A 20,402-nucleotide genomic window follows, 5' to 3' on the forward strand; every position below is an offset into this window, starting at 1 on the left:
TACTCTCTCTTACTCTTAAAGTACTATTATGGAACTCTTCGATTCTCGTATTACAGCACTACTTGGCCAGCCCTTTGAAGAAGAAGGTAAATGGTGGATGCGCGTAGAAGCAGACACCCCAGAGGGAATACGCAACTTTGAAGTATCAAGAGACACAAAAGAACAGATAGAATCTATAGTGGTCGGGGATAAATTAATTTCTTAACCCAACTGCGGATAATGCTTCCACTCTCTTACCACAGGACCGGCTAGTACTAAACTCCAACACGGCCCGTCGGGCAGCTCGGTAATGGTATGAATGTAATCCGGTGGTATCTCATGGGTGGAACCGGCTTTCCAAGTGATGTTGACGACTACCCCGTCTTGGTAGACGCGCTCGGTGTAGGAGCCTTCCACAATTGTGCTGGTGAAGTGAACCGGATGGTCATGCATCGGACCCGAATCCGGCTCTCGCAGGCAGTGCAGCATAAGCCAACGCCCGTCCGCGATTGGCCCCAACGTGTACTTCGTCAGTGGCCCGAACTGCTCTACTTTCCACGGGTTGACCGGCCAGTGAGGGCCGAGCAAGGGGCGTAGTACCGCTTCGTGTCGGGTGGTGAAGGCTTCTAGGTCAGTCATTACTTCAGTTCTAGTACTTGCCGACGCCCTCTGCCTGCTAGTGATTCCTGTAAGTCTTCCAGGCAGTGCACGGAATGCACGGCTACTTTCACGCCGGCTGGGGTCTTCTCGTCGGCGTGTTGCATCCCAGGCTTCGGCACGAGTTCCAGGTAGTTGCCGCTGGGCAGGGGCGCTGCGTACGTGCGGGTGGGGTAAGGCTGGCGTTCCTCGTTGGTGCGGAAGCGCAGGGCTAAGAGAACGGGTTCAACGGGTTGATATGCCATACTGCAATTATTTTGGGTATTAATGCTTGTTTTCTCTTGCCTCAACTTGGTTACGGCCTATCCTTGTAGTCGTCTACACCCAAGCGGTTGAGCAGCTTCTCGGCGGCTTCGGCACTATCCGTATCAACAGCTTCATTCAAGCCGACGTACTGCGCGGGCACCATGTACTTCGGCCCGTCCCAGTCGGGCTTTACCCCATCCAACCGCTGTTTCTCCACAACAGGTATCCACCACGCTTTATCGAGGTAGATAGCGCGTTGGGCCTTGTCTTCCTGCAACTCGGCAATGTCTGAGGTGGAGAAGTTGAAGTAGGCTTCGTCGTTGTACTCTTCGCCTAGCCAGCGGTTAAACCCATCACGGATGATGGTTTCCAGCGGAATCACACAGCGGTTGTACAGGGCCTTCCCTGCTTCGCCCATGTTGGAGAACGTGGTCCCTTTACTACCGTTGAGTAATTGGCCGGGGAAGCGGAACAAGTCAGCTACACTGTCCTTGTCGTGGGGGATGGCTTCTAACACCGCCAAATCCACCGGCCCTAACCCTGTGCTCACGTACCGAATATCGCCCGTTACGAGGGGAATATCGCCGGACCGACGACCACCTGAGAAGAACGAGCGGAACCAGCCCTGCAATCTATTTTGCTGTGCGTCGGTCCAGTCGGCATTGTCGGGGCTAGCATCCGTAATCAAACCGGGAGGCCCTGCGTTCTGGTACTGCCGTACTCTGGATTCAATACCTGACTTCGCGGCGGTTACGGGGTCAATGCCGGCGGTAATCGGGCTTAGACCATACCGGTAGTCCCCCGGATTCCAGTACTTGAGGTGTAGCACGTCTTCTACTTCGTAGTTGATGTACCCGCCCCGGCCGTCGGGAATGCGATACCCCGTTACTTCCTGCATTCTGCCCCCGCCCATCACTTCCACAATCGGGGCTTCCAGCGCCCACCACTCGCGCATCTTGCCCCGATTGGGGCCGGACTCCAACCGAATACCGTACACGTAGGCATTCCCGGTGGTGAGTAGATAGCCTTCTAACTCCGTCTTGAGGTCTGCCCAGCTCTGACGAGGATTAGGTCGGTAGAGCGTTTCAGCTAGGGGGTGTTTGGGCAGTAGCTCTGCCGCAGCATCTTCTTCCGTGACCTTGTACACGCCCCATGGAATGGCCTGCGCGACACTCAGGATGTAGTTAATCACCGAGTAGGCGACGTGGTGGTTGGTGTAGCCGTTCTTCACCAGGTCCTGTCCTTTCGCCCCTAACCACTTCGCCGGGGAATCCCCTACCAGTTGATAGCCGGACATGGGGAGCGTTCGCCCAATGCTATCGGTTAAGAGCTTTAGATCAAGCGAGGTGGGTTGCACTTTGCGTAGGCCGAAGGATTGCAGGGCTACTTCTAAGGTTGTGTTCATCTAGTAGACCTTTCGTTCTTTGGTGGGGGCTAATGCCAATTCGGTAATACCCCACACCAGCGCGTCGATGTTGTTGGGGCTTTTCTGTCCTTCGCCGGCGCTCCATCCCGTTTGCTGGGATTCCAGCGCATCCAATCCAGGCAAATGGCGCACCCTGGCTTGCTCGTAGAGCGCCGCAACGGGTTCAGCACGGGTGTACTTGCCTTTGGTAGCGTGCACGGCCTTGTAGCTGATGGTTTTGTTGACCTGCCGCACGTTTACCTCCACCAAATCTCCACCGTTGTTAACCTCGGCTACTACTCGGTCGGCTTGGTACTTGTCATAGAGGAAGCTCACTTTACTCGCCCAGTTTAAGGGAGTGTAGATACCAGTAGCGTCTTCTAAGACGTAGATCAGGTTATCCGATCCGAGCCCGACGACGACAATACCGGTTTCGTCGCTGTCCTCTTTACTCGATACGGCGGGGTCCACGGCAATCACGGTCCGGCGCAAGGTGACGTGCTTCGGGATGCCGGCAATCTGAATCGGCTCAAGCATTTCCCAGCGCCACAGAGCGCCTTTCACGTCGTCGTACTCGAAGTTGCCGTTGATTAGGCGTTGAATCGTGGCTTTACTAGCCGTTGCCAGAATGCCGGCGATGTAATCCGGTACTTCCGGGCTGGGGTTGTCCGCAGGCAGGGCCGGAATGAAGATGTGGCGAGGCTTGGGAATGCCGTCTCTATGGGGGCGGTAGTAGCGTTTGTAAACGTGGCCCTTGTCGGGGTTGAAGGTCTCCAGCATCTTGCGCCGTATACCGTACTCGTGGTTTCGCCGACGACCACAGCGGGTATAGAGAATCTCAATCGCAGAGTAAGCGGTTTCCGCGCTCTCATCTACGGCACATCCGGTTAGCTCAAAGCCCCCGAACCGGGCATAGAGCGGGTCGGAGGGCTTGTAGGCAGTGTCAATCAGAAAGATTTGCGAGCCGTTGGTGAACGTGATGATGTTGAGCTGCTGGTTGTAGGTGTAATCCCGTTCAGACTTGATATCTGATTCAGCAAACACCTTAAACAAGGTCAGTAGCGTGGTTTTCTTGAGGTTCGTAAGCTCGCGACGGCCTAGCCCCCATCCGGTATCTGGATACGCCAGACACATAATGGTAAGCCAGTAGCAGAGTAGGTAGGACTTACCGGAAAAGGCCGAACCACCGTAGCCGATGAACTCGGTTTCATCATCGGTCAAATACCCGTAGGCATCGAACTGCTTTTTCGACGGCGTGAAACGGACATTTGGCATTAGGCAGGGGCTATAATCTGAATCACAGGAACCCCTGGCAGCTTCTCGCCGCCCGTCGTCACATCTACCTTATCACCGTATTTCTTCGGGGCCAACTTGCCCAGTAGCCATTTGCGGCTGTCAATCTTCAACTTGTCTCGAGCAGTGGCCGTGAATCGTTCCCGCTCTACAGTTGAATCCTCCCCTACCTCTACCTCTACCACGTCCCGGCTGGCGTCGTCGGCAATAGCCAGTATCTCATCTGCAATAGCGTCAGCTCGTAACTCGCAGGCGCGCGCGTATTGTTCGCGAAAACTCTCGTGCTCCTCCTGCGCCAACCAACGCATAACGGTGGCAACATGAGGCATCCCAGGTAGTTTACAGGCAGAACGCAACGATAATCCCTCTGCAATTTGCTCGCAGATGTATTCGGCTATCTCCGGCGTGTAGTCACTAGGGCGTCCCATATGACCAAAACTACCCCGCTCCCCTACGCGCCCGACGGCTACCCGGCGCAAACTGTTGGCTAGTCAGCGCGTAACAGCCGCAATGGATAGTATCCCCAGTATACTTTCTCACTGGTAGGCTTGCCGTGGCGTTGCTTATAGCCGGTATGCTGGATGTCTTCTACAACGAACGTCACTACCTTTTCAGCGAGTCGGATATACCCCAGGCTACCGGGTTCGGGGCATACATCGGGGAGCTTGCGACCAGTGCGGAACTGCGGGCGGGTCTTGGCCGTGTGGGTGAAGCGGGCGGGGGCTTCGGGGCGCAGGTCCAAGTACCATCCTCTACTGGTGCTGCGGCCCAACCGACCAGGCTCTAGTTCAATGGCTTGGCCGTGCGTGAGGTTGAGCGTCTTAACCAACGTGTCAGACAACGTGATGACGCCGGTTCGCATGTTCAAGGAAAGAGTAGGAAGTTCGGGGACTTCCACTTCCCGCACGTACTTGGATACCATGTTGGTGCCACGACCAACCATTGTAGCGATCTGGGCAATGGTGTAGCCTTGCTGGCGTAAGGAGACAGCTTCTGCCTTGGGGTCAAAAGAAGCGGCTTGCTGGGGCTGCGGGTGGTGTATACCAGGTACTCCTAGTAGGTTAGAAGGGGTGGGTGGGGTCATAAATTATTGGTTTTCAAACTGTTTTAGCCACATTTTAACCCGCGGCTGGCTTGATTAAACGGTATAAGAATTCCAGCACGACCGAGCATAGTAAGCCGACGATGATACACTGAGGGCAGGTCATAGCTCTATTAGTCTAGTGTTAGTCCTAACTGTTGGGCGGCGGCACGGATAGCGTCATCAAACCACGCCTTTATCATTCCGAAATCATCATTAGGATGCGCTTCTGTATTCAACAACCCTTGTAGTACTTGACGTGTCTGTTCTTGGCGGTGGTCTAGTTCGGCTAAGAGGTCGGGTATGTCTTGGCGGGCGTGGGCAATAAAGAGTTGGTTGGCCTGCGCCTCAGCTAATGGTGGGGCATCGTTTCCGCCCTCGCCAACGCACTTCCCATTATCAACATACACTTCTGCAATGCCGCCCATATAGCCCTCATCTAAAATGTAAGGGCAGTTACAAGGATGCTCGCCATTGTGTAGATGTCCAGACCACCAGGGCTTAGGGGTGGCTGCTTGTTCACGTTTCTTTATCTCTTCTATCCTTTCTTTAGATAGGGGGTGTGGGGTGCTATCGGGCATGACGACGTTTGTTTTTAAGGCGTTTGCGTTCCTGAGCACGTTTGACTCGAAAGCGATGTTCATGGCGGGCAGCTAAATCAATGAAGACCACCGTAAAATCAATCATGTAGGTAAAGGCATCTTGGTCAAATACCTCCAAGTCGCCAGCTACTAGGCAGTCTTCGGGGTGTGGGGTGGGGTGTGACATAGGGAGAGTGCTATTTTAGTTGCTGTTTGCGATCAGCTTTACGACGGCGCTTCTCTTCTGCTTTCGCCAACGCCTCCATGTCTTCTGCCGTCGGCTGATAGCGCGGGCGGGGCTGCATGGCCCGACGCATGGTAGTAGTAAGTGGGGCGTCTACTCCCATTGCGGCCATAGCCGACATTGCCATCATCAATCCTAGTGCTCGTTTCATAATCCTATTCTTCTTTAGGTTGCTTCTTTAACTCCTACCCTTCTCATGGCTTCCTTAAAAGCAGGTACTAGTTCGTCCGGTAGGTCTATGATGGTGTACTTGTTTCCAGAATAGCCAGGGAAGGAGGCTTTGTAGTAGCGGGGCTTGAGCTGGGCAGGGGCGCTCTGGCTTGTGTCGATTTTAAGCCTGTGGTGCGCTTCAATTTCTTTCGGTGGCTCTGTGGTAGGCCCGGCGTCTTTCGTGCGTCCTGTGGCGTAATTCCGGCGCTTGTTGGCGTTCTCTGCTAGGGCGGCGTCTATCTGAGCTTGTACGTAGGCACTAGGCATGGCTCATTTGAATGACCTTTGCGGTTGGCTCGTCGGCCGGTTCATCCGTCGCTATCTGCAAGTCGGTATTGTACTCCCGGCGCACGTAGGGCGACCAACGTTGGCGGAACAAGGCGCGCATCAAGACGCACAGGTCGGTAGCGTTGGTCCAGGCTGGCGGCTTGCGGCTCATGGGACTCATCTTGACGTACTGCATGACCGTGAAGTCTTTCGCGGTCTTGCCGAAGAACTGAAAGCGCAAGGTTTCGCCGCTGAAAGGCGAGAAGCCATACCCGCGCCAATCGAAGACGACGCTGGATTCTCCGATTTCAATAATCGTTACCTTCTCTGCGTTGGGCAGAGCCGTCACGACCAGCGCGGCCAACTCTTCGCCTGTAATGGGGCTCACGTCGGCGCTCATGGCTGGTTCTCTTTCTGTGGGGTGGCAACCGGCGTGTATTCTTCCAATCCTTGAATTATAGCATCCAATGCACCCTGATAAGCAACGACACCTGCTTCCTTTTCTAGCAGGATATTTTTGATTTTTTGCGCTATAGCGGCCGCAGCCATGCAGCACGTAATAGCCTTCGTAGCAATCGATCTAGCAGCGTGTCCCCGCTGTTTGGCTTCTTCTAGTTCTTGAGATAGTCTGTCTCGTTCAGCTACCAACTCTGATTGTGCTTGCCGATGGACTTGCCCGCGCCGACGCTGCTCTGCCATGTGGTATTTCACATTCAAGGCGAGCTGTCGAGTAAGGCGCTGGTTGTAGGGCTGGTTTTCTTCGATGTGCCGCAGAATAACTTCTAACTCATCTGGTCCGATAGGCCCGCCGACAAGCTGGGCTGCTAGTTGTTCGGCTGTTTCTGACGGGTAGGCATGAGGTGTTACTTCCGTTTCCATTGTTCAGCTTATTTACTTTAAAATACAATAAATCAATTACTTATCCAAGATTTATTCTTTCTTTTTTAGGTTCAAAACCTTGTGCCAACGCTCATCATTCCACGCCTTCAAATAGGTAGATTGGTGGCGCAGTTCTTTCTGTATCTGGTCTTGCTGCCACGGTTGTAGGCGGGGCCACAGTCGGACAATCTCATCACTAACAATACTTGGCGCGGTGGTCTGTCGGTCTAGGGCGTAGCGCATGGCGAAGCACAGCACATCGGCTTCAGCATTGCTCAGGTAGGCGGGTGTTTCTTCTGGGAGAGAGGGCATGGCTATTCGTTTTGCTTTTTGATGTGTTCTTGCGCCTCTTTGGGCCACTCGTGTAAGCCCATCCGAGTCTTTAGTTGCCAGTAGCATTTCTGCCCGTGCAGGGTGGTTTGTCCGTGCGTTTTTGTTTTATCACGCTTACAGGCTTTGCTGGCAGCACTCGCTATCTGCCTCATCTGAAGCATACCCCACTCGGCAGGCAGTAACACGGCGTATTCCGCGATGTACGACTCAGCTAGCGGTTTCGGGTCTTTATACCCAGGTAGTGAGGCACCACGTCCGGCACCCGTCAGCATGTCCAACACTGGCGTAGCCTTTGGTTTTGGCGTACGAGCTGATGTCGTTGGTTTTGCAGCAGGCTTTTTGCTGGGCGGCTTCGCTTTAGTTGGGGACGGGATATGCGTTAGCAGGCTTTTTAGAAATGCTACGCGTTGTTTAAGGGTGAGCCCTGCCACTTGCATAGCTAGTTGTGCCGGTGTCAGTTTCGTGTTCACAGAGCCCATGACAGATGTGTAAGTAGATAGGGTTAGAGAAGTAGTAGGGAAGAGCCAGAGAGATGCAGGCTATTCAGCAGCCAGCATGGCTTCGTACAGAGGAGCCGACCGTTCGCCCTTGCTGTAGCGGGTGAGCAATGGGTTTAGAATGAGGGTAAGACCCATCACGCCAGGGATGCCAATAGAAGCGTAGTGCCCACGAATGGTGTTGAGGTGCTTCTCGGCGGCTTCCCAATCAAAGCCAGAAGCATCTACCCCGTTGGCAATGTCTTCTTCGTTGGCGTAGGCATCGTTGGCCTGCTCTTGGGTCAGGTCTTTATCGCCAATCACGACGGCATATTCGTCGCTACCTGTGCTCACTTCTAACAGGCTGATACCGTTGCCGAAGCGGGCCAGAAAGTCGTTGACTACCTTGTTGATAGCCTCAAAGTCTGGGGCGTCTTTCCAGTCCCAAGTATGAACGGCTAGTGGTTTTGTGGGGTGCTGTGTCATGTCTGTAATAGAGTAGTTAAAGGGGGTAGAGGGCTATTTCTCGTTCATAGCCCAGACTGACTTGCTTTTCAACATCCGAAGCACGGCCGGGAAGAGGTGCTGGTAGTCGTTGCTATTCATGCCAGCTTTCTCCCCGACGGTAGCCATGAAATGCACGAGCATAGCTTCATCTTCCTCATCGTCATTGAATAGCCAGTTCTTCACAGCAGGATGAGCGGGAAATACTTCACGCTTGCCCTTGTTGTACTTGTAGGTTACTAGGTCTTGATTTTCCATGATCTTCTAGGTTTAGGAGTGGAGAGAGTAGTAGTAGTAGTAGTTTCTTTACTGAGGGGCCAAAAGGCTAAGCATTAGCCAGTTCAAGCAATACATCAGCATGACAAGGGGCATCTAGGGCGCAGAAGCAAGCAAGGTGTTTGCCGCGTAGGTCGGCTAAGTCAGGCTTTGATAATTCAAGCCACCAACCATAGATATCTACAGCAGTGTGCGGGCTGTTCACCAACCACCATTCGCCAGTATCCGCCGCTTTATCGCCAACTAGATACCAGCAGGCACCAGTCTTGCCGCCCATAGAAGCCCATTTGCCAATTTTGAAGGGATTACCCCACTTGCCAGGCCGGCATACACTCACCACCGGACGGCCGTCGGGCGACTGGGCTTGCAGGTTGAATCCTTTGGTTCTTTTGCGTTGGATGCGAATAGGCTTATTCATCGTCGTAAATTTTTAGAGGTTGTAGGCTAGAAGTCGGCTTCTCTTTGTTCTAAAAAGGGGTTACTTGAAAATGTCACCAAAGCCGCTCAAGTCAGACTTGCTACCCGACCCTTTGAGCATGTCCATCATGGAGTCCATCCATTCTTTGTTCTTCTTGTTCTCGCATTTCTCTATCACGACTTTGGTTTTGCTGGTGATGAACTTCATGGCTTTAATGCGAGCCTCGTCTTCGCTTTCAGCGGGTATTTCCATGCGGATATGCCCGGTCTGGATAGGCTGCGTTTTAGAGGGGAATTCAATGTGGGCTGTAATGATGTAGGTATGCATAGTGGTAGGGGTGAAATGGATTACAGAATATGCGCTACTCCTTGCTCTAAGGCGCGGGCGTAGCAGCGTTGTATCATGGTGGTGGCCTGCTCCCGTTGTTCCATCAGCTCGCGTATCTTTCTATCACACTGGGCTTGCTGGGCGCGGGCCATATCGTAGGCCCGTTGTAGTTCGGTTTGCCGGGTTTCTATCAGATGATTGAGGGGAGTTGCCATCGTTAGAAGGGAGGGTTTTCTATGGGCGTATCGTCGAACGTCGACGCGGGCAAGGGCCGCAGGGTAGCTTGTTCATTCACCACCACCGCCTCAGTGTAGAGGTCGGAAAGCACCCCGCGCCGCATGTTGCAGCCTACCACCACTTCGCCGGTTGCTCCGTTGCGATGCTTGGCAAGGTCAATCAGCATCGTGCCTGCCGTGGGCGTTTGGTCGGCGTACTCGGTGATGTTGTAGTACTCCCCGCGCCACAAAAACACAATCACGTCGGCGTCTTGCTCCAGCGAACCGGACTCGCGCAAGTCGGATAGTTGGGGGCGCTTCTCCCCTCCCCTCGTTTCCACGGCCCGGCTGAGCTGGGATAGAGCAATTACTGGGACACTTAATTCTTTCGCCATCTCCTTCAACCCGCGGCTGATGGAGCCTATTTCCTGTTCCCGGTTGCCTTTGCCGTCGCCGTGCATGAGTTGCAGATAGTCGACGAGAATCATTCCGATGTTGTGCTCTGCTTTCAGGCGGGCGCACTTGGCGCGCAACTGATAGATACTTAGGCCGGGGGTATCGTCAATCAGAATCTTGTCGGTCTTGAGCCGGTGGGCACGTTGGGCTAGGTGGCGTACTTCGTCGACGCCGCCGCGTAGTTGCCCCCGGCGTAAGTCAGAGTTGCTATACCCTTCTACCTCGGCAGATACCATCCGCTGCACGAGTTGGATAGTGGGCATTTCCATGCTAAAAATCGCACTCACTATCCCTTCGTCGACGGCGGCGGTACGGGCGAAGTGTAATAGTGCAGCGGTTTTGCCCATTCCCGGCCGGGCTGCCAGGATGATTAAATCCGACGGCTGCCAGCCACCTGTCGCGTTGTTGAGTTCGGTTAGTCCAGTCGGAACGCCCGTCAAGCCTTGTTGCTGCACGGCCTGTTCCATCTGGGCAAACACTTCGTCGAAAATACTGGCGACCGATTGCACGGCCCGGCTTTCTAGGCTTTGGTGCAACACGTTGATGCGTTGCTGTCCTTCGGCTAAAAGCTCCAGCGGGTCTTTTGTTTCGTCGTAGCCGTGCTGTTGCATGTGCCGACCCGCCTCGATAATCACCCGACGGGCGTACTGCTGTTGTAGAATCCGGCAGTGCGTTTCCAGGTGGGCAACCGAGTTGATTTTCGTGGTCAATCCGGCAACGAACTGGTGGCCTCCTACGCGGTCTAGTGTCCCGTCACTGCGCAGTTGCTGAATCACTGTGAGCATGTCCACGGCCTTATCGGCACGATGCATGGCCTGCATGGATTTGTAAAGCAGCTTGTGTTTGGGGTCGTAGAACACATCTTCCGACGGCAGCAAAGCAAACAGGGTGCGTAGGGCGCTGGCCTCGATTAAGCCGGAACCGAGTACGGCGGCTTCCAACTCAAGGGCCTGGGGTGGTTTGTAGGCGGTGTCATTCATGACCAGCGGGCAGGGTCTGCGGCGGCGGCGGCTCCTAGTGGCGCACTAGTGGCGCGGGTTACCGTCGGGGCGGGGTTGTTGGAATTGCGGTAGGTAGTCTGCTGAACTTCCGCGTCTGGTAAGAGTAGCTTGCGCTTCAATTTGTCATTGTCCAGCCAGCGCTCGATGTAGATTTTCCACTCATCGTTTGTGGCCTCAGCATTTCGTCGACGATTTTCGATTTGCTCGTTCGCACCACGGACAATGCGAAGCAGGTAAAGAGCCTTGTCCACGTAATCGTAACCGATAGCGTTTAGGTGGGCGTAGAACTCTGTGCTGCGAAAAACCGGAGCATCCTCCGGCGTAAACTTCGCGGCCTGTTTCGTCGACTGGGCTTTCGGGTTTTCAACTTGCGAAGCTTTCCCTTGCGCGCCCTGCTTGCTTTGCACTTCTTCTTTAGAAGAATGTAATTGTAATTGTGATTGTAATTGGTTGCCCTTTTCACCAACACCTGTTACCGGATTTTCAACAGGTGTTGAACAGGTGTTGGATTTCTGTTGAAGATCTGTTGCTTTTCTGTTGGCCTCGGCTTCGCGCTTGGCAGCCGAACGACGCCCTGCTTCGGCCTTCTTTTCGCTCAGTTGTTCACGCTTCGCCGCCTCGTCTAGTAGGCGCGGGTTATAGCGATAGGTACCACATTCTGACAGCGGAAACATAGCCAGCAAGGCGGGTCCACTCACAGCCCAATCAGCTGGACTCATTTCACAGAGCCGGCGTACGGTGTCTTCGGCCGCTGGCAGGGTGCCTGGCTGATCTTCGCCCCACGATGTAGCTAGCAAGCCGATATAGGCCCCGCGTTCAGCAAGGCTCATCATCCGCACCGACTTGGAACTAAGCCAGTCAGCGGTATTAAAGGCGAACCAGAAAGGCTTGTTGGATTTCATGGTTGTACCTCCCCTGCCTCAATTGGCATCTTCATAAATGCCATCCAAACCGTCTCCCCATTTTTGCGGGAAGTATGCCCAAACAAGGGTTGCTGGCTGAGTAGCGGCAGGATTTTGCTTAATGGTATTTCGTTCTGATTCCACTTGAAAATCAGCGTACCGTACACGTCTAGCACGCGCATACACTCTTCAAAGCCCGCCTTGATATCATCCTCCCACGTCGGCAACAACCGGCCGTACTTCTTGGCCAACCATGATGTGTTGCCAAGTTTCCGCAAATGGGGTGGGTCAAAGACAACCAACTTGAAAGTGTTGTCGACAAAAGGCATTGCCCGGAAGTCAGAAATTATATCAGGCTGTACTTCCAGTGTGCGGCCGTCGCATAGGATGTGGCTTTCCTTGCGGATATCGGCGTAGGTGACGCTGGGGTTAGTCTTGTCGAACCACATCATTCGACTACCGCAGCACGCGTCTAGGATAAGTTGTTCTTGAATCATAGTTGCCAGAAATAATGAAACCGCCCGCCCTACCCGACACGGTAGAGCTAAGGCGGCCTCGGTAAATGGCTGGCAGGCCATGTTGAAGTCGTTGCACAGGCTGGTGTCGCAGCCTCGTTCAGAACCGCACCCCTGCCAGGGCGACCGTATTCCGATTTGCTATACCCAAAGATACAACTAGTATTACTAAGTAATACTATATCAGACAAAGTATTTTTTGTGACTACTTTTGCAGCCTATGGCAAAGCAGCCCGCCCCTACCCCCGTCCGGCTTTCTCCGGAACTACTCTATAAGTTTGATGTGGTCGCCAAAGCCAGAAGGCGGCGGCGGGGCGAGCTATTGCGTATGCTGGCAGAGGACGCCGTAGAAGCCTATGAAAAGGAACACGGCCCTATTCTTCTTCCTTCCTCTTCTATAGAGAGAGAGAAGGGGTAGAACTGGATTTCTTGCACAGCCCTCGCGCTGGGCAGCTTGTATTCTGACAGGTAGTAGGAGTATCGAGCTTCTGGTCTATTACCTGCCAGGAACGGGCCTCTATTAACTTCCAGTGCCGTTTCTGCATAGCCAGCATCCGAAACACAAGTAAGGGAGCCAGCACCCGTAGGCGCTGGCGAGAGATGGTCTTACACATGGTTGAGTAGGTTAGTAGAGCCAAACCCACCGGCCCCGCGTTCTGACTGTTCTAAGGTTTCGACTTGTTCAAAGGTGACGGTGGGCACCCGTTGGAATTGGATTTGACCGATGCGCTCAAACTTCGGATAGATGTTGCTGTGATCGATGCTTAACTCTTTCTTGTAAACCGGGAAGTCCACCATCCCACGCACAGGTACATCTACTTCTTTGGCCGTCTTCCTAAACCGGGCTTTCCATTCCCCGCGGTAGCCAGCGTCTATCACACCAACGCTATTGCAGAGTGCTAACCCGTATTTACTGATAGAAGAACGTGGGTAGAACAACCCCTGCCAGCCTTCGGGCATCTCCGTTTTGAAGCCTAGACTATACTCTATGTAGTCGTCAGTTACTTCCATGCCCACGGCTATTACATCAAAGCAGGCATCACCCTTATGCGCTTTAACTGGCATCGCGTCGGGGTGCAGTAATTGAATTTTAACGTTGCAAGTCATTAGCGTATAGAAGAAGGTGAGGGAGTCCGGTAGACAGTGGCCAGCCGGTTGTTTTGATCTAGGATTTGCACGGCTTGTTTGCCGGCGAGGTGGGCAGCAAGCCCTTGTTTGTATTCCTCTGAGTTGTGGGGTAGCTTCCAGTAGGGTGTTTTAGCGGGGCCGGTTGACTGGTGTTTTGGCGCTTTGGCTATCTTCTTGATGCCAGGCACTAAAGGAGTACCTGTGCGTTCAATGGGCTTGCCGCGCCGACGGGCACCGCGCTCGGCTCCTTTGCGGTCGAAATAGACTTTGCTTTTTCTGACCTTTGTTTCTGCGGCTCGGCGGTTGACAGCCGTAGCGCTTCGACCAATAGCTAGGGCTACATCTTTGGTTTCTGCGTCGGGATAGTGGGCTTCTAAGTATTGCTGTTCCCACGGTTCCCAGCTTTTGGAGGCGCGCTTGACGCCTAGCTTTTTGGCTCGGTTGGCAATGGCTTCCTGCGTTCTAGTAGGAAGCCGCTCGAGCAAGTCCGGCCACGCGCCTTTTGTATAATGCTCCCGAATTAACTCATCTTCCTTTGCCGTCCATTGGGGTGCTCTGCTAGGGAGTGTGGTCAACTCGGTTCTGGTATTGATGTCATAGTTCTTTTGCAGTCTCATAACTTTTGCGTGGCTAGCGATGGAATTAATGGTGCGCCCTGGCAGGATGGCTAACAGGGCTTCGTTGGAGTGTTTGGCGTAGAATTCAAGTAGTAGCTTATCCTCTGCTTGTGACCACTCCTTACGTTTGGCATCTGTTTTCCCGCGTGGCATGGCTTAGGCGGCTTTAGGAGTAGAGGGGATATAGGCCAGATTGCTCTCGGCCATGTTATTCATATGTTTTAAGCTTGCCTCAATCTGTGCGGGCTTGAGCTGTAGTAGCAGCTCGGCAGCTTGCCCTAGCACTTCTGATAAGGCATTGGTTGAGTCGCTATGCTCGTTCTCAAAGGGGCGCTGCATTTCGACTAGAAAGTCCTCTGACTTTTTGATCAGGTCCGTAATAGACTTCCGGGTTTCACGCTTGACAGGCCCCATTGTTGAGAGTTGTCGAATCGCATGATCGAGGTTTACCAATGAGGAACTGAGTACACCAATTAAGGCCCCGGCGCGCTGGGCTACTTCGGGGTCACGTTCAGTGGGCGGGACAGTGTTGCGCTCAATCATCCTGCGGCGCAACTGTGAGGGGTAATGCGAGGGAATAAGTGGGGCTTGCTTCAACCCAGCAACGGGGGGCATCCCTAGTGTGGTGAGGTTCATAAGGTTATTGTTTCACCCAACACCCGAAGGTGAGTAGGCGGTGTAGGAATTCTTCTTTGAGTTCGTAGGGGTCTTCTTCCGGCCGACCGGGGCGTGTTCTGGCAGCGTATAAAATCTTCGTGGCTTGCTTGCCTTGTCCGAAGTGCTGCCAGAACACGCGCCGTACACACGCATCTTGAGAGGAATGATATGTGCCTTGTAGGTCAGGCATGGAAGGGGTTTCTAAGCCCTCCCTTTCGGCCAAACCAAGACCGGCGGGGCGGGTCGGGCGGCAACACAAGCAGTTCGCCTTTTACTGCGCCTTCTACCTCAAATGCAGCCTTAATCCACTCGTCCTCTCCTTCTTCGTAGGACAGGTTTTCACCAGAGCATTCAGCTAGTAGGTGCTCGTGCATCTTTTCTAGTAGTTCCCTTGGTTGGGGTATGTAGTCTATCCGGCGCTTGCTCATGCTGCTACCCCTCCCTCCTGCTTCGTGAGTTGCTTCTTGCGGCCTCCTACAATCTTGCGGAAGGCGTCGATTTCCTGAAAGCCAGGATAGGCAGCCCACAGGCTATCTACTTCGTCGTTCGTCTCGGCTAGGATGACTTCGCCAATGGCTTGCGGAAGCGTAACCTGTGCCAGCTCGTGCGTCTGGTATTCGGTATCTTTTTGTTCCTCCGTTGGAATGCAGAACAATTGCATGAGGGCTACTTTTAGCGCGTAGGACTGCGCTTTGCCCTCTGCTTTGTTCCGCTATCCATTGCTTCGCCGCGTGCCTCAGACGTGATGAAACTGCCATCCTCACAGAAGAAAGTATAGCGTACGGTTATCGTAACGTGCATCATCTGCCCGCCCGACTTAGTAGGCACTGGCCCGGCGTGGTGGGCTAGTACTGTATTGGTATAGAAGACGCCGTTCTTTGCCAGCGGCTCGTGCAGGGCATTAAAAGCGTCGTCAATACCACGGAAGGAATACCGCTGTTGTTGGTTCTCGCGGTTCTTGCCGATGTGCCCTACTTCGGACATGACAGCGGCAATCTTGGCGTAGATAAGCCCTTGTTTTTCAGTTGCCATGGTATTTTACCAGAGTAGTAGTGGAGGAAGAGACTGTGCCCGTTGGGCGGTCTGGTGTTCTACCTGAGCGTCCTGAGAAGGTGGGGTAGGCTCTAAAAAAGAACCTATCAACCCAGCGAGTAAGGCCCCACCGGCGATGAGACGGAGTAGGCGTTTGGTCTCTTCCCAGCTCCGAGGCCGGCGGGCGGTGCGGGAGAGGCCAGGGCGGTTAGCTTGCATCTTGCTCTCCTTTCTCTGTTGGGGCGGTGGGCGGTACAGGGAGAGGCTGCCAGTGCGAAAACTTATCAATCGGATTGAACCCAGCATTCACAATGCAGCGGTTGGGCCTATCCCACTGGTCTACTGCTTGAAAAGTCCCGGCGTCAATCTTGCCGCTGTCCTTCCACACGAACAACACACGGGCATCGTGCTCAGGCAACCCATCTTCTACCCGTACCCACTTCTCTTCTCTACCTTCTAGTGTAGGAGATGCAGAACGAAGGGCGTGAGCGTGGCCGGCATAGAAGGCAAAACGTAGATGTATAGCACTTGCTCTGTAATCTGTCGTTTCAGCAATCTTGTCAGCATAGGCTTGCGCGACTTCATACAAAGGGTCTTTGTCAGAGTATTCAGCCTCTCCTACTACTGGTACTGTGGTAGCACGAAGACGGCGTATTTCTTCTATAAGAGCTAGGGTAGTGGTAGGGTTGGCGGCGGCTATGTAGGCCGAATTGTCGCGTACCGGTACGCGATGCCACTCCTTGTGATGTTCGCGACCCTTGCCAGCCACAGCATCTTCGTGAATACCTGATAAGATGCCCTTTTCCTGCGCGTCCGGCATAAAGAGGCTTGCGCCGTTGAAGCCCCAGCGAATAGGGCGGAGCACCGTATTCATGTAAGCGCCTACTAATTCCAGCGACTTGTTAAGCGGCCGTATATCCCAATACCACGGCCCCGGCGTTGCAGCCTTTGCTAGTTCTTCTAATTGACTTAACTGTTGCTCGTTCATATCTTTGCTGTTGTGATTGTTTGAAAAAGTCAGCCGGGCAGGGGTCGTGTCCTTGCCCGGCTGATGTGGGTTAAAGGCTAGTAGGGCAACCGCCCGCTACGTGGCGTTTATAGTCCTCTGTGTTGTCGTAGAGCCTACCCCGTCCGTCTTTAGAGGACAGTTCAAGTACTCCTTGCTGCACGGCCTTTCGGTAGGCGTACATGGGGTTAGAGGTGACGGCTACTACCTCTTTGGTCTTGTCGTTGTAATAGGTCTTGGTGTCCATTGGGGTGGGGAGGTTAGGAGGTGACAGCTTCAAGTTCTTTCACTAAGCCCCGTAGGTATTTGAGTAGGGTTTCCACCGACGGGCAGGACTTATATTCTGCCTGCCACGCCTGCCGGGTATCGGCTTCTACTATCCCTTGGTGCTGCAAGTCGACTACCAGCGTACACAGGTAGGTTTGTAGGTGCTCCGCGGCTTCTTCCTGGCTGCAAGGATGCTCGGTCCAACCTTCGCGTGTGGCTTGCAGGTAGTGGGCGACCCAGCCTAGGTCGCGAGCTTTGCGCGGGGCAAGGCCGACAGGGTGCAAAGCGAGGCGTTCGGCGTCGGTGAAGACGTTGCTATAGAGCGCCGTGCGCAGGCGGTGGTAGGCGTTCTGGTTCATCTCCCTACCACGTGCAGGCCACGAACAAGACTACTAGCCCAATCACCCCGCCAATCAGTAGCCCGCCGCCAATCTTCCCAAAAGGGTCTTTTTTGTCTTCTGCACACCGTCGGAGCATTTCTTGTCCGATGAAGTCTTGGTTATAGCGTTCCATAGGACTTAGGAGCGTACAAAAGTGCTTTGGAAGCCGCTACTGTGGTTAGGTCTATGCTGTGGATTTCTGCTAGCACATCAACTACCCGCATTAGGCCATCGTATTCGCTGCCCGGCCCATCGTTGTAATCGCCCCACCCCTCAAAAGCTTGTTCAATAAGAATCACTTGCGCCCGTGAATACCCTATAGCATTCCGTTGCCGCTCTCCTTCCTTATCATTTCTACGCCAAGCAAAAGGGATATCTTGTCCTTCGCTGTCAAACCACGCAAGCCTATGCGGCGCCAGGGTGAACCCCATTGCATCAACTACTAGGTTGCCGACTGCACAAGCATAACAGTTGCCCTTTTCTAAAACGCCTTCGAAATAGGCTTTTACCAGTACTGCGACGCTGTTATTAAACTTATCTTGCTGATTCATATCCTTATTCTTTTACTTAGTGAGTGATTGTATTAAGCCAAGTCCAGTAGCCAGCGGTAGGCTTGTCGTCCGTAGACCAATGTTTCGCAGCCGTACACGGAGCGTTGGCAGAGTTGGCCGTCGGTGTTGATAAGTAGAATCGTGTATCCCATGTCCTTAAGCGACTTGTAGTTGAATCACTTTGCATTCGGGCTCTGGTTCTGCTTCTCCGAAGAGCAAGTCCCAGATTTCTTCTGCCAGGGTCGGGTATTGTGGTTCCAGCCGACGGTAGAGTTTAGGCAGGGCTGGTTCTGGGATAAGGTCAGCCTGCGAAGTAGTCAGTACTGCTTTGGCAAGAGGAACTTCAGCGGGGTTGACAACTCCTTGTGGCTTGGCTGGGATGCCGTGCATCTCAAAGAAGGAGGTAGCAGGAATGCCCGGGTGTTGGGAGGGAGTTAGGAAATTGTTCATCTTTGCAATTGAATTAGAGTGTTGTTTGAATACCCGCTGGACTCGTACCCCAGCGGGTGTTTTGGTTTAGGCTATGCTTCTTCCCAGCCGACAGAGAGGCCCGTATTCCAAGCCCACTGTTCAACCTCCTTGTATTTATCGTCTTCCTTCATGGCTGCCCACTCTTCGTCGGTAATGCCCCAGTCGGCTTCGAGGTCAATCACTTTTTCACGGCCGGACTTGATGCTGGCGCCGGAGTCGCACCATACTTTGATTTTCATCGTTGTAGTTGATTTACAGTGAACTAATCCACAGCCAGTAGCTCTGTACTGCGGTACTTCCTACTCCTACCACAAAGGCAAAAGCAAGAGAGATTGCAAGGCGATGCGTAGGAGTGTTCATAGAAGTAGAAAGGGTTAGAAGAGTGAAGGGATTACGCCGCTTTCATAGCAGCTCGGTTGTTCAGGTAGGACAGTTCTTGGCGCTGCTTCTCGCAGGCTTCCAAGTGAGCCGCCATCTCGTCGGCTTGCTGGGCTTGCCGTTCTAGGGCCACCCGCCGCACGTTGCGCGCCCACCGCCCGAGCCGAACTAGGTCCGTGCAAGCAAGGATGTTGTCTACTCCCGTCGCGTACTCCGCGTGGTTGAACACTGGGCTCGCCATCCAGCGCAGTACTGCTGCTTGGGCGTTGTGGAGTTGTAGGGCGGTGGTATGTGGGGCAGCCGGTTTAGAAGCAGGTGCAGGCTTTCTACTTGCTGGTGTTTTTGCGCAATCAGCGCAACGCACTACCCAATGGGTGCCAGGTGCTGCAAGTGCTCCATGCCGACCGTAATTGCGAATAAGTTGCCCCTTGCCTACTTCTACTTTTACGCTGCACTGATAGTAGATACCGGGGAGGCTGTTTGGTGCTTTTGCCATCTTACAGAGCAATTAGAACGCTGGATACTGCACCGCCCTTCTCTACAATGATGCTATCGAGGTTGAAAGCGCGGCGGCTCAACTCTTGCATCTTTACCCGCCGTGCCGCTGGCTTGCGCAACTCGTCTTGCAGCATCGAGCGAACAAGGCCGAGGTAATCAAGACGCTCATAGCTCATGCCTGCACGGTGCGCTGAAATATGAGCAGATAGCTTCTTAAGCGTGCCCGGCGTGGTTGGCAATGACTCAAGCCCGATGGTGTCGTGGTTGGCGGTGGCAGCGGTAGTAGACATGGTAGTGGGGTGTTTTACAGATGACTTGAACAAATATACGTATCTTCTGTAAAGTAGCAAGCGAATATTACAGATTTCTGTAAAATATATTTACAGTGAATCCGCAGGCTTGTAGCGTTTGGTTAATTCAATGGCTCCCTTGCCTGTTACCATTGTCTGCGCTTGCAGGTTGTTCAGGTCGCTACGGTGGCCTAAAACCCGCTGTTTAACCTTGAATAACCCTTTTGTTACCTCCTTTTGGTAGGGCAGGTTGTTCTTCATTAAGTACCCATCCCGACGCAACCAGCGGAATAACGTATTGCGGCCGACCTTCGGGATATTTAAGGTCTTCGCTAATTCTCCGATTGTCAGTAAATCTTCTGAGTCTGACACGAGCTTGGTAAAGGCTACGGCTGGCGCTGCCAACGCAAGCTCGTGTTCTAGCTTCTCCTTTGCTTCCAATTCACTGAGCAGGGCGGCTACAGCTTCCTTGTAGGTAGTGGGCAGCAACGGGCGTGGGGATTGGGCCAACGAACGCAACTTTTGCTCGCACTCAATAAAGTAGCGGCGGGCCTCCTGCCCTTTCGGGGTTTTCTCAACCATCGAAAGTTCCTTAGCCATGCTAAGTGTAATCACAAAGTCCTGAGCCTGACGCCCTCCGGTACTTTCTTCCAAAAATGGAATAAAGTCTACCTTTTCTTGAAAGCCGTATTCTTCGACGCGGCGGTTGAACCAGGTGGTGAAGTTGCTGCTTACTTCTAAGTAGGCGTAGAGCAGGCGGGCCGAAACAACATCACGGCCACCTTCGCTTTTCTGAATTGGGTTTAGGTCTTCCATTGGTTTATGCTGTTATAGAGGGAGAAAGAGTTTCTTCTAAGGGCAT

General features: G+C 53.4%; 38 protein-coding genes and 1 pseudogene. 1 reads left to right on the forward strand and 38 read right to left on the reverse strand.

The genetic code is table 11. The features are described from left to right. The first annotated feature begins 28 nt into the window (after positions 1–28). The gene (locus MUN82_RS08795; RefSeq protein ID WP_245096736.1) at positions 29–205 is read left to right on the forward strand and encodes a hypothetical protein; all 177 of its coding nucleotides are present in this window, start codon (positions 29–31) and stop codon (positions 203–205) included. Here MUN82_RS08795 and MUN82_RS08800 read toward each other — a convergent pair. The 38 genes and pseudogenes from MUN82_RS08800 to MUN82_RS08985 form a co-directional block, all read right to left on the reverse strand. Beyond that, positions 202–468: a hypothetical protein gene (locus MUN82_RS08800; RefSeq protein WP_245096738.1), complete on the reverse strand. Its 267-nt coding sequence runs from the start codon at positions 466–468 to the stop codon at positions 202–204. The genes MUN82_RS08795 and MUN82_RS08800 overlap by 4 nt on opposite strands. 149 nt (positions 469–617) lie before the next feature. After that, positions 618–881 carry a hypothetical protein gene (locus MUN82_RS08805; RefSeq protein WP_245096740.1) on the reverse strand — a complete coding sequence of 88 codons (264 nt, stop codon included), beginning with the start codon at positions 879–881 and terminating at the stop codon, positions 618–620. A 50-nt stretch (positions 882–931) separates the two neighbouring features. After that, on the reverse strand, positions 932–2,287 hold the full coding sequence (locus MUN82_RS08810) for a phage portal protein (protein ID WP_245096742.1): 1,356 nt from the start codon (positions 2,285–2,287) through the stop codon (positions 932–934). Next, positions 2,288–3,562 (reverse strand): phage terminase large subunit family protein, encoded by a 1,275-nt coding sequence (locus MUN82_RS08815; protein ID WP_245096744.1) that lies wholly within the window; start codon positions 3,560–3,562, stop codon positions 2,288–2,290. It lies immediately after the preceding gene. Further along, entirely contained in the window at positions 3,562–4,008 is a 447-nt protein-coding gene (locus MUN82_RS08820; protein WP_375374086.1) for a terminase small subunit-like protein, read from the reverse strand. The genes MUN82_RS08815 and MUN82_RS08820 overlap by 1 nt, the downstream gene beginning before the upstream one ends. A gap of 59 nt (positions 4,009–4,067) precedes the next feature. Next, complete coding sequence (locus MUN82_RS08825) at positions 4,068–4,664, reverse strand: helix-turn-helix domain-containing protein (RefSeq protein WP_245096748.1); 597 nt, start codon at positions 4,662–4,664, stop codon at positions 4,068–4,070. Positions 4,665–4,795: 131 nt separating this feature from the next. Continuing rightward, positions 4,796–5,305 (reverse strand): hypothetical protein, encoded by a 510-nt coding sequence (locus MUN82_RS08830; protein ID WP_245096750.1) that lies wholly within the window; start codon positions 5,303–5,305, stop codon positions 4,796–4,798. A gap of 134 nt (positions 5,306–5,439) precedes the next feature. Continuing rightward, on the reverse strand, positions 5,440–5,637 hold the full coding sequence (locus MUN82_RS08835) for a hypothetical protein (RefSeq protein WP_245096752.1): 198 nt from the start codon (positions 5,635–5,637) through the stop codon (positions 5,440–5,442). A 14-nt stretch (positions 5,638–5,651) separates the two neighbouring features. Continuing rightward, positions 5,652–5,963 carry a hypothetical protein gene (locus tag MUN82_RS08840; RefSeq protein ID WP_245096754.1) on the reverse strand — a complete coding sequence of 104 codons (312 nt, stop codon included), beginning with the start codon at positions 5,961–5,963 and terminating at the stop codon, positions 5,652–5,654. Continuing rightward, the gene (locus tag MUN82_RS08845) at positions 5,956–6,363 is read right to left on the reverse strand and encodes a hypothetical protein (RefSeq protein WP_245096755.1); all 408 of its coding nucleotides are present in this window, start codon (positions 6,361–6,363) and stop codon (positions 5,956–5,958) included. The genes MUN82_RS08840 and MUN82_RS08845 overlap by 8 nt, the downstream gene beginning before the upstream one ends. Then, a complete protein-coding gene (locus tag MUN82_RS08850; protein WP_245096757.1) occupies positions 6,360–6,842 on the reverse strand; it encodes a hypothetical protein in 483 nt (160 codons plus the stop codon). Before MUN82_RS08850 ends, MUN82_RS08845 begins: the two co-directional genes overlap by 4 nt. A gap of 51 nt (positions 6,843–6,893) precedes the next feature. Beyond that, on the reverse strand, positions 6,894–7,154 hold the full coding sequence (locus MUN82_RS08855; protein WP_245096759.1) for a hypothetical protein: 261 nt from the start codon (positions 7,152–7,154) through the stop codon (positions 6,894–6,896). Positions 7,155–7,156: 2 nt separating this feature from the next. Beyond that, a complete protein-coding gene (locus tag MUN82_RS08860) occupies positions 7,157–7,645 on the reverse strand; it encodes a hypothetical protein (protein WP_245096761.1) in 489 nt (162 codons plus the stop codon). Positions 7,646–7,714: 69 nt separating this feature from the next. After that, a complete protein-coding gene (locus tag MUN82_RS08865; protein WP_245096762.1) occupies positions 7,715–8,137 on the reverse strand; it encodes a hypothetical protein in 423 nt (140 codons plus the stop codon). A 33-nt stretch (positions 8,138–8,170) separates the two neighbouring features. After that, positions 8,171–8,413, reverse strand: a complete 243-nt coding sequence (locus MUN82_RS08870; protein ID WP_245096764.1) for a hypothetical protein — start codon at positions 8,411–8,413, stop codon at positions 8,171–8,173. A gap of 67 nt (positions 8,414–8,480) precedes the next feature. Continuing rightward, positions 8,481–8,849 carry a DUF4326 domain-containing protein gene (locus MUN82_RS08875; protein WP_245096765.1) on the reverse strand — a complete coding sequence of 123 codons (369 nt, stop codon included), beginning with the start codon at positions 8,847–8,849 and terminating at the stop codon, positions 8,481–8,483. Between the two features lie 60 nt (positions 8,850–8,909). After that, positions 8,910–9,176, reverse strand: a complete 267-nt coding sequence (locus MUN82_RS08880; RefSeq protein ID WP_245096767.1) for a hypothetical protein — start codon at positions 9,174–9,176, stop codon at positions 8,910–8,912. Positions 9,177–9,196: 20 nt separating this feature from the next. Next, a complete protein-coding gene (locus tag MUN82_RS08885; RefSeq protein ID WP_245096769.1) occupies positions 9,197–9,391 on the reverse strand; it encodes a hypothetical protein in 195 nt (64 codons plus the stop codon). A gap of 2 nt (positions 9,392–9,393) precedes the next feature. Beyond that, a complete protein-coding gene (gene dnaB, locus MUN82_RS08890; RefSeq protein ID WP_245096770.1) occupies positions 9,394–10,827 on the reverse strand; it encodes a replicative DNA helicase in 1,434 nt (477 codons plus the stop codon). Next, positions 10,824–11,750 (reverse strand): DUF1376 domain-containing protein, encoded by a 927-nt coding sequence (locus MUN82_RS08895; RefSeq protein WP_245096772.1) that lies wholly within the window; start codon positions 11,748–11,750, stop codon positions 10,824–10,826. Before MUN82_RS08895 ends, dnaB begins: the two co-directional genes overlap by 4 nt. Next, a complete protein-coding gene (locus MUN82_RS08900) occupies positions 11,747–12,247 on the reverse strand; it encodes a class I SAM-dependent methyltransferase (RefSeq protein WP_245096774.1) in 501 nt (166 codons plus the stop codon). The genes MUN82_RS08895 and MUN82_RS08900 overlap by 4 nt, the downstream gene beginning before the upstream one ends. Positions 12,248–12,660: 413 nt before the next feature. Then, positions 12,661–12,879 (reverse strand): hypothetical protein, encoded by a 219-nt coding sequence (locus MUN82_RS08905; RefSeq protein ID WP_245096776.1) that lies wholly within the window; start codon positions 12,877–12,879, stop codon positions 12,661–12,663. Continuing rightward, on the reverse strand, positions 12,872–13,372 hold the full coding sequence (locus tag MUN82_RS08910) for a dUTP diphosphatase (protein WP_245096778.1): 501 nt from the start codon (positions 13,370–13,372) through the stop codon (positions 12,872–12,874). Before MUN82_RS08910 ends, MUN82_RS08905 begins: the two co-directional genes overlap by 8 nt. After that, on the reverse strand, positions 13,372–14,163 hold the full coding sequence (locus MUN82_RS08915) for an SANT/Myb-like DNA-binding domain-containing protein (protein ID WP_245096779.1): 792 nt from the start codon (positions 14,161–14,163) through the stop codon (positions 13,372–13,374). Before MUN82_RS08915 ends, MUN82_RS08910 begins: the two co-directional genes overlap by 1 nt. A gap of 3 nt (positions 14,164–14,166) precedes the next feature. Then, positions 14,167–14,646 (reverse strand): hypothetical protein, encoded by a 480-nt coding sequence (locus tag MUN82_RS08920; RefSeq protein WP_245096781.1) that lies wholly within the window; start codon positions 14,644–14,646, stop codon positions 14,167–14,169. A gap of 4 nt (positions 14,647–14,650) precedes the next feature. Next, entirely contained in the window at positions 14,651–14,857 is a 207-nt protein-coding gene (locus tag MUN82_RS08925; protein WP_245096783.1) for a hypothetical protein, read from the reverse strand. Between the two features lie 234 nt (positions 14,858–15,091). After that, on the reverse strand, positions 15,092–15,328 hold the full coding sequence (locus MUN82_RS08930; RefSeq protein ID WP_245096785.1) for a hypothetical protein: 237 nt from the start codon (positions 15,326–15,328) through the stop codon (positions 15,092–15,094). Between the two features lie 9 nt (positions 15,329–15,337). Next, positions 15,338–15,699: pseudogene (locus MUN82_RS08935) on the reverse strand (ERF family protein); the annotation flags it as partial. A 208-nt stretch (positions 15,700–15,907) separates the two neighbouring features. After that, positions 15,908–16,687: a DUF551 domain-containing protein gene (locus MUN82_RS08940; RefSeq protein WP_245096789.1), complete on the reverse strand. Its 780-nt coding sequence runs from the start codon at positions 16,685–16,687 to the stop codon at positions 15,908–15,910. A 70-nt stretch (positions 16,688–16,757) separates the two neighbouring features. Next, the gene (locus MUN82_RS08945; protein WP_245096790.1) at positions 16,758–16,952 is read right to left on the reverse strand and encodes a hypothetical protein; all 195 of its coding nucleotides are present in this window, start codon (positions 16,950–16,952) and stop codon (positions 16,758–16,760) included. A 13-nt stretch (positions 16,953–16,965) separates the two neighbouring features. Beyond that, a complete protein-coding gene (locus MUN82_RS08950; RefSeq protein ID WP_245096792.1) occupies positions 16,966–17,331 on the reverse strand; it encodes a hypothetical protein in 366 nt (121 codons plus the stop codon). Positions 17,332–17,335: 4 nt separating this feature from the next. Continuing rightward, on the reverse strand, positions 17,336–17,485 hold the full coding sequence (locus MUN82_RS08955; protein WP_245096794.1) for a hypothetical protein: 150 nt from the start codon (positions 17,483–17,485) through the stop codon (positions 17,336–17,338). Then, the gene (locus MUN82_RS08960) at positions 17,472–17,903 is read right to left on the reverse strand and encodes a hypothetical protein (RefSeq protein ID WP_245096796.1); all 432 of its coding nucleotides are present in this window, start codon (positions 17,901–17,903) and stop codon (positions 17,472–17,474) included. Before MUN82_RS08960 ends, MUN82_RS08955 begins: the two co-directional genes overlap by 14 nt. A gap of 156 nt (positions 17,904–18,059) precedes the next feature. After that, entirely contained in the window at positions 18,060–18,353 is a 294-nt protein-coding gene (locus tag MUN82_RS08965) for a hypothetical protein (protein ID WP_245096798.1), read from the reverse strand. 71 nt (positions 18,354–18,424) lie between these two features. Beyond that, positions 18,425–18,613: a DUF7167 family protein gene (locus tag MUN82_RS08970; RefSeq protein WP_245096800.1), complete on the reverse strand. Its 189-nt coding sequence runs from the start codon at positions 18,611–18,613 to the stop codon at positions 18,425–18,427. A gap of 152 nt (positions 18,614–18,765) precedes the next feature. Then, the gene (locus MUN82_RS08975; RefSeq protein ID WP_245096802.1) at positions 18,766–19,248 is read right to left on the reverse strand and encodes a hypothetical protein; all 483 of its coding nucleotides are present in this window, start codon (positions 19,246–19,248) and stop codon (positions 18,766–18,768) included. 1 nt (position 19,249) lies between these two features. Continuing rightward, positions 19,250–19,540, reverse strand: a complete 291-nt coding sequence (locus tag MUN82_RS08980; RefSeq protein ID WP_245096804.1) for a hypothetical protein — start codon at positions 19,538–19,540, stop codon at positions 19,250–19,252. 90 nt (positions 19,541–19,630) lie between these two features. Next, entirely contained in the window at positions 19,631–20,356 is a 726-nt protein-coding gene (locus MUN82_RS08985) for an antA/AntB antirepressor family protein (protein WP_245096806.1), read from the reverse strand. Positions 20,357–20,402: the final 46 nt, after the last annotated feature.

This window comes from Hymenobacter aerilatus (assembly GCF_022921095.1).
Taxonomy (GTDB): domain Bacteria; phylum Bacteroidota; class Bacteroidia; order Cytophagales; family Hymenobacteraceae; genus Hymenobacter; species Hymenobacter aerilatus.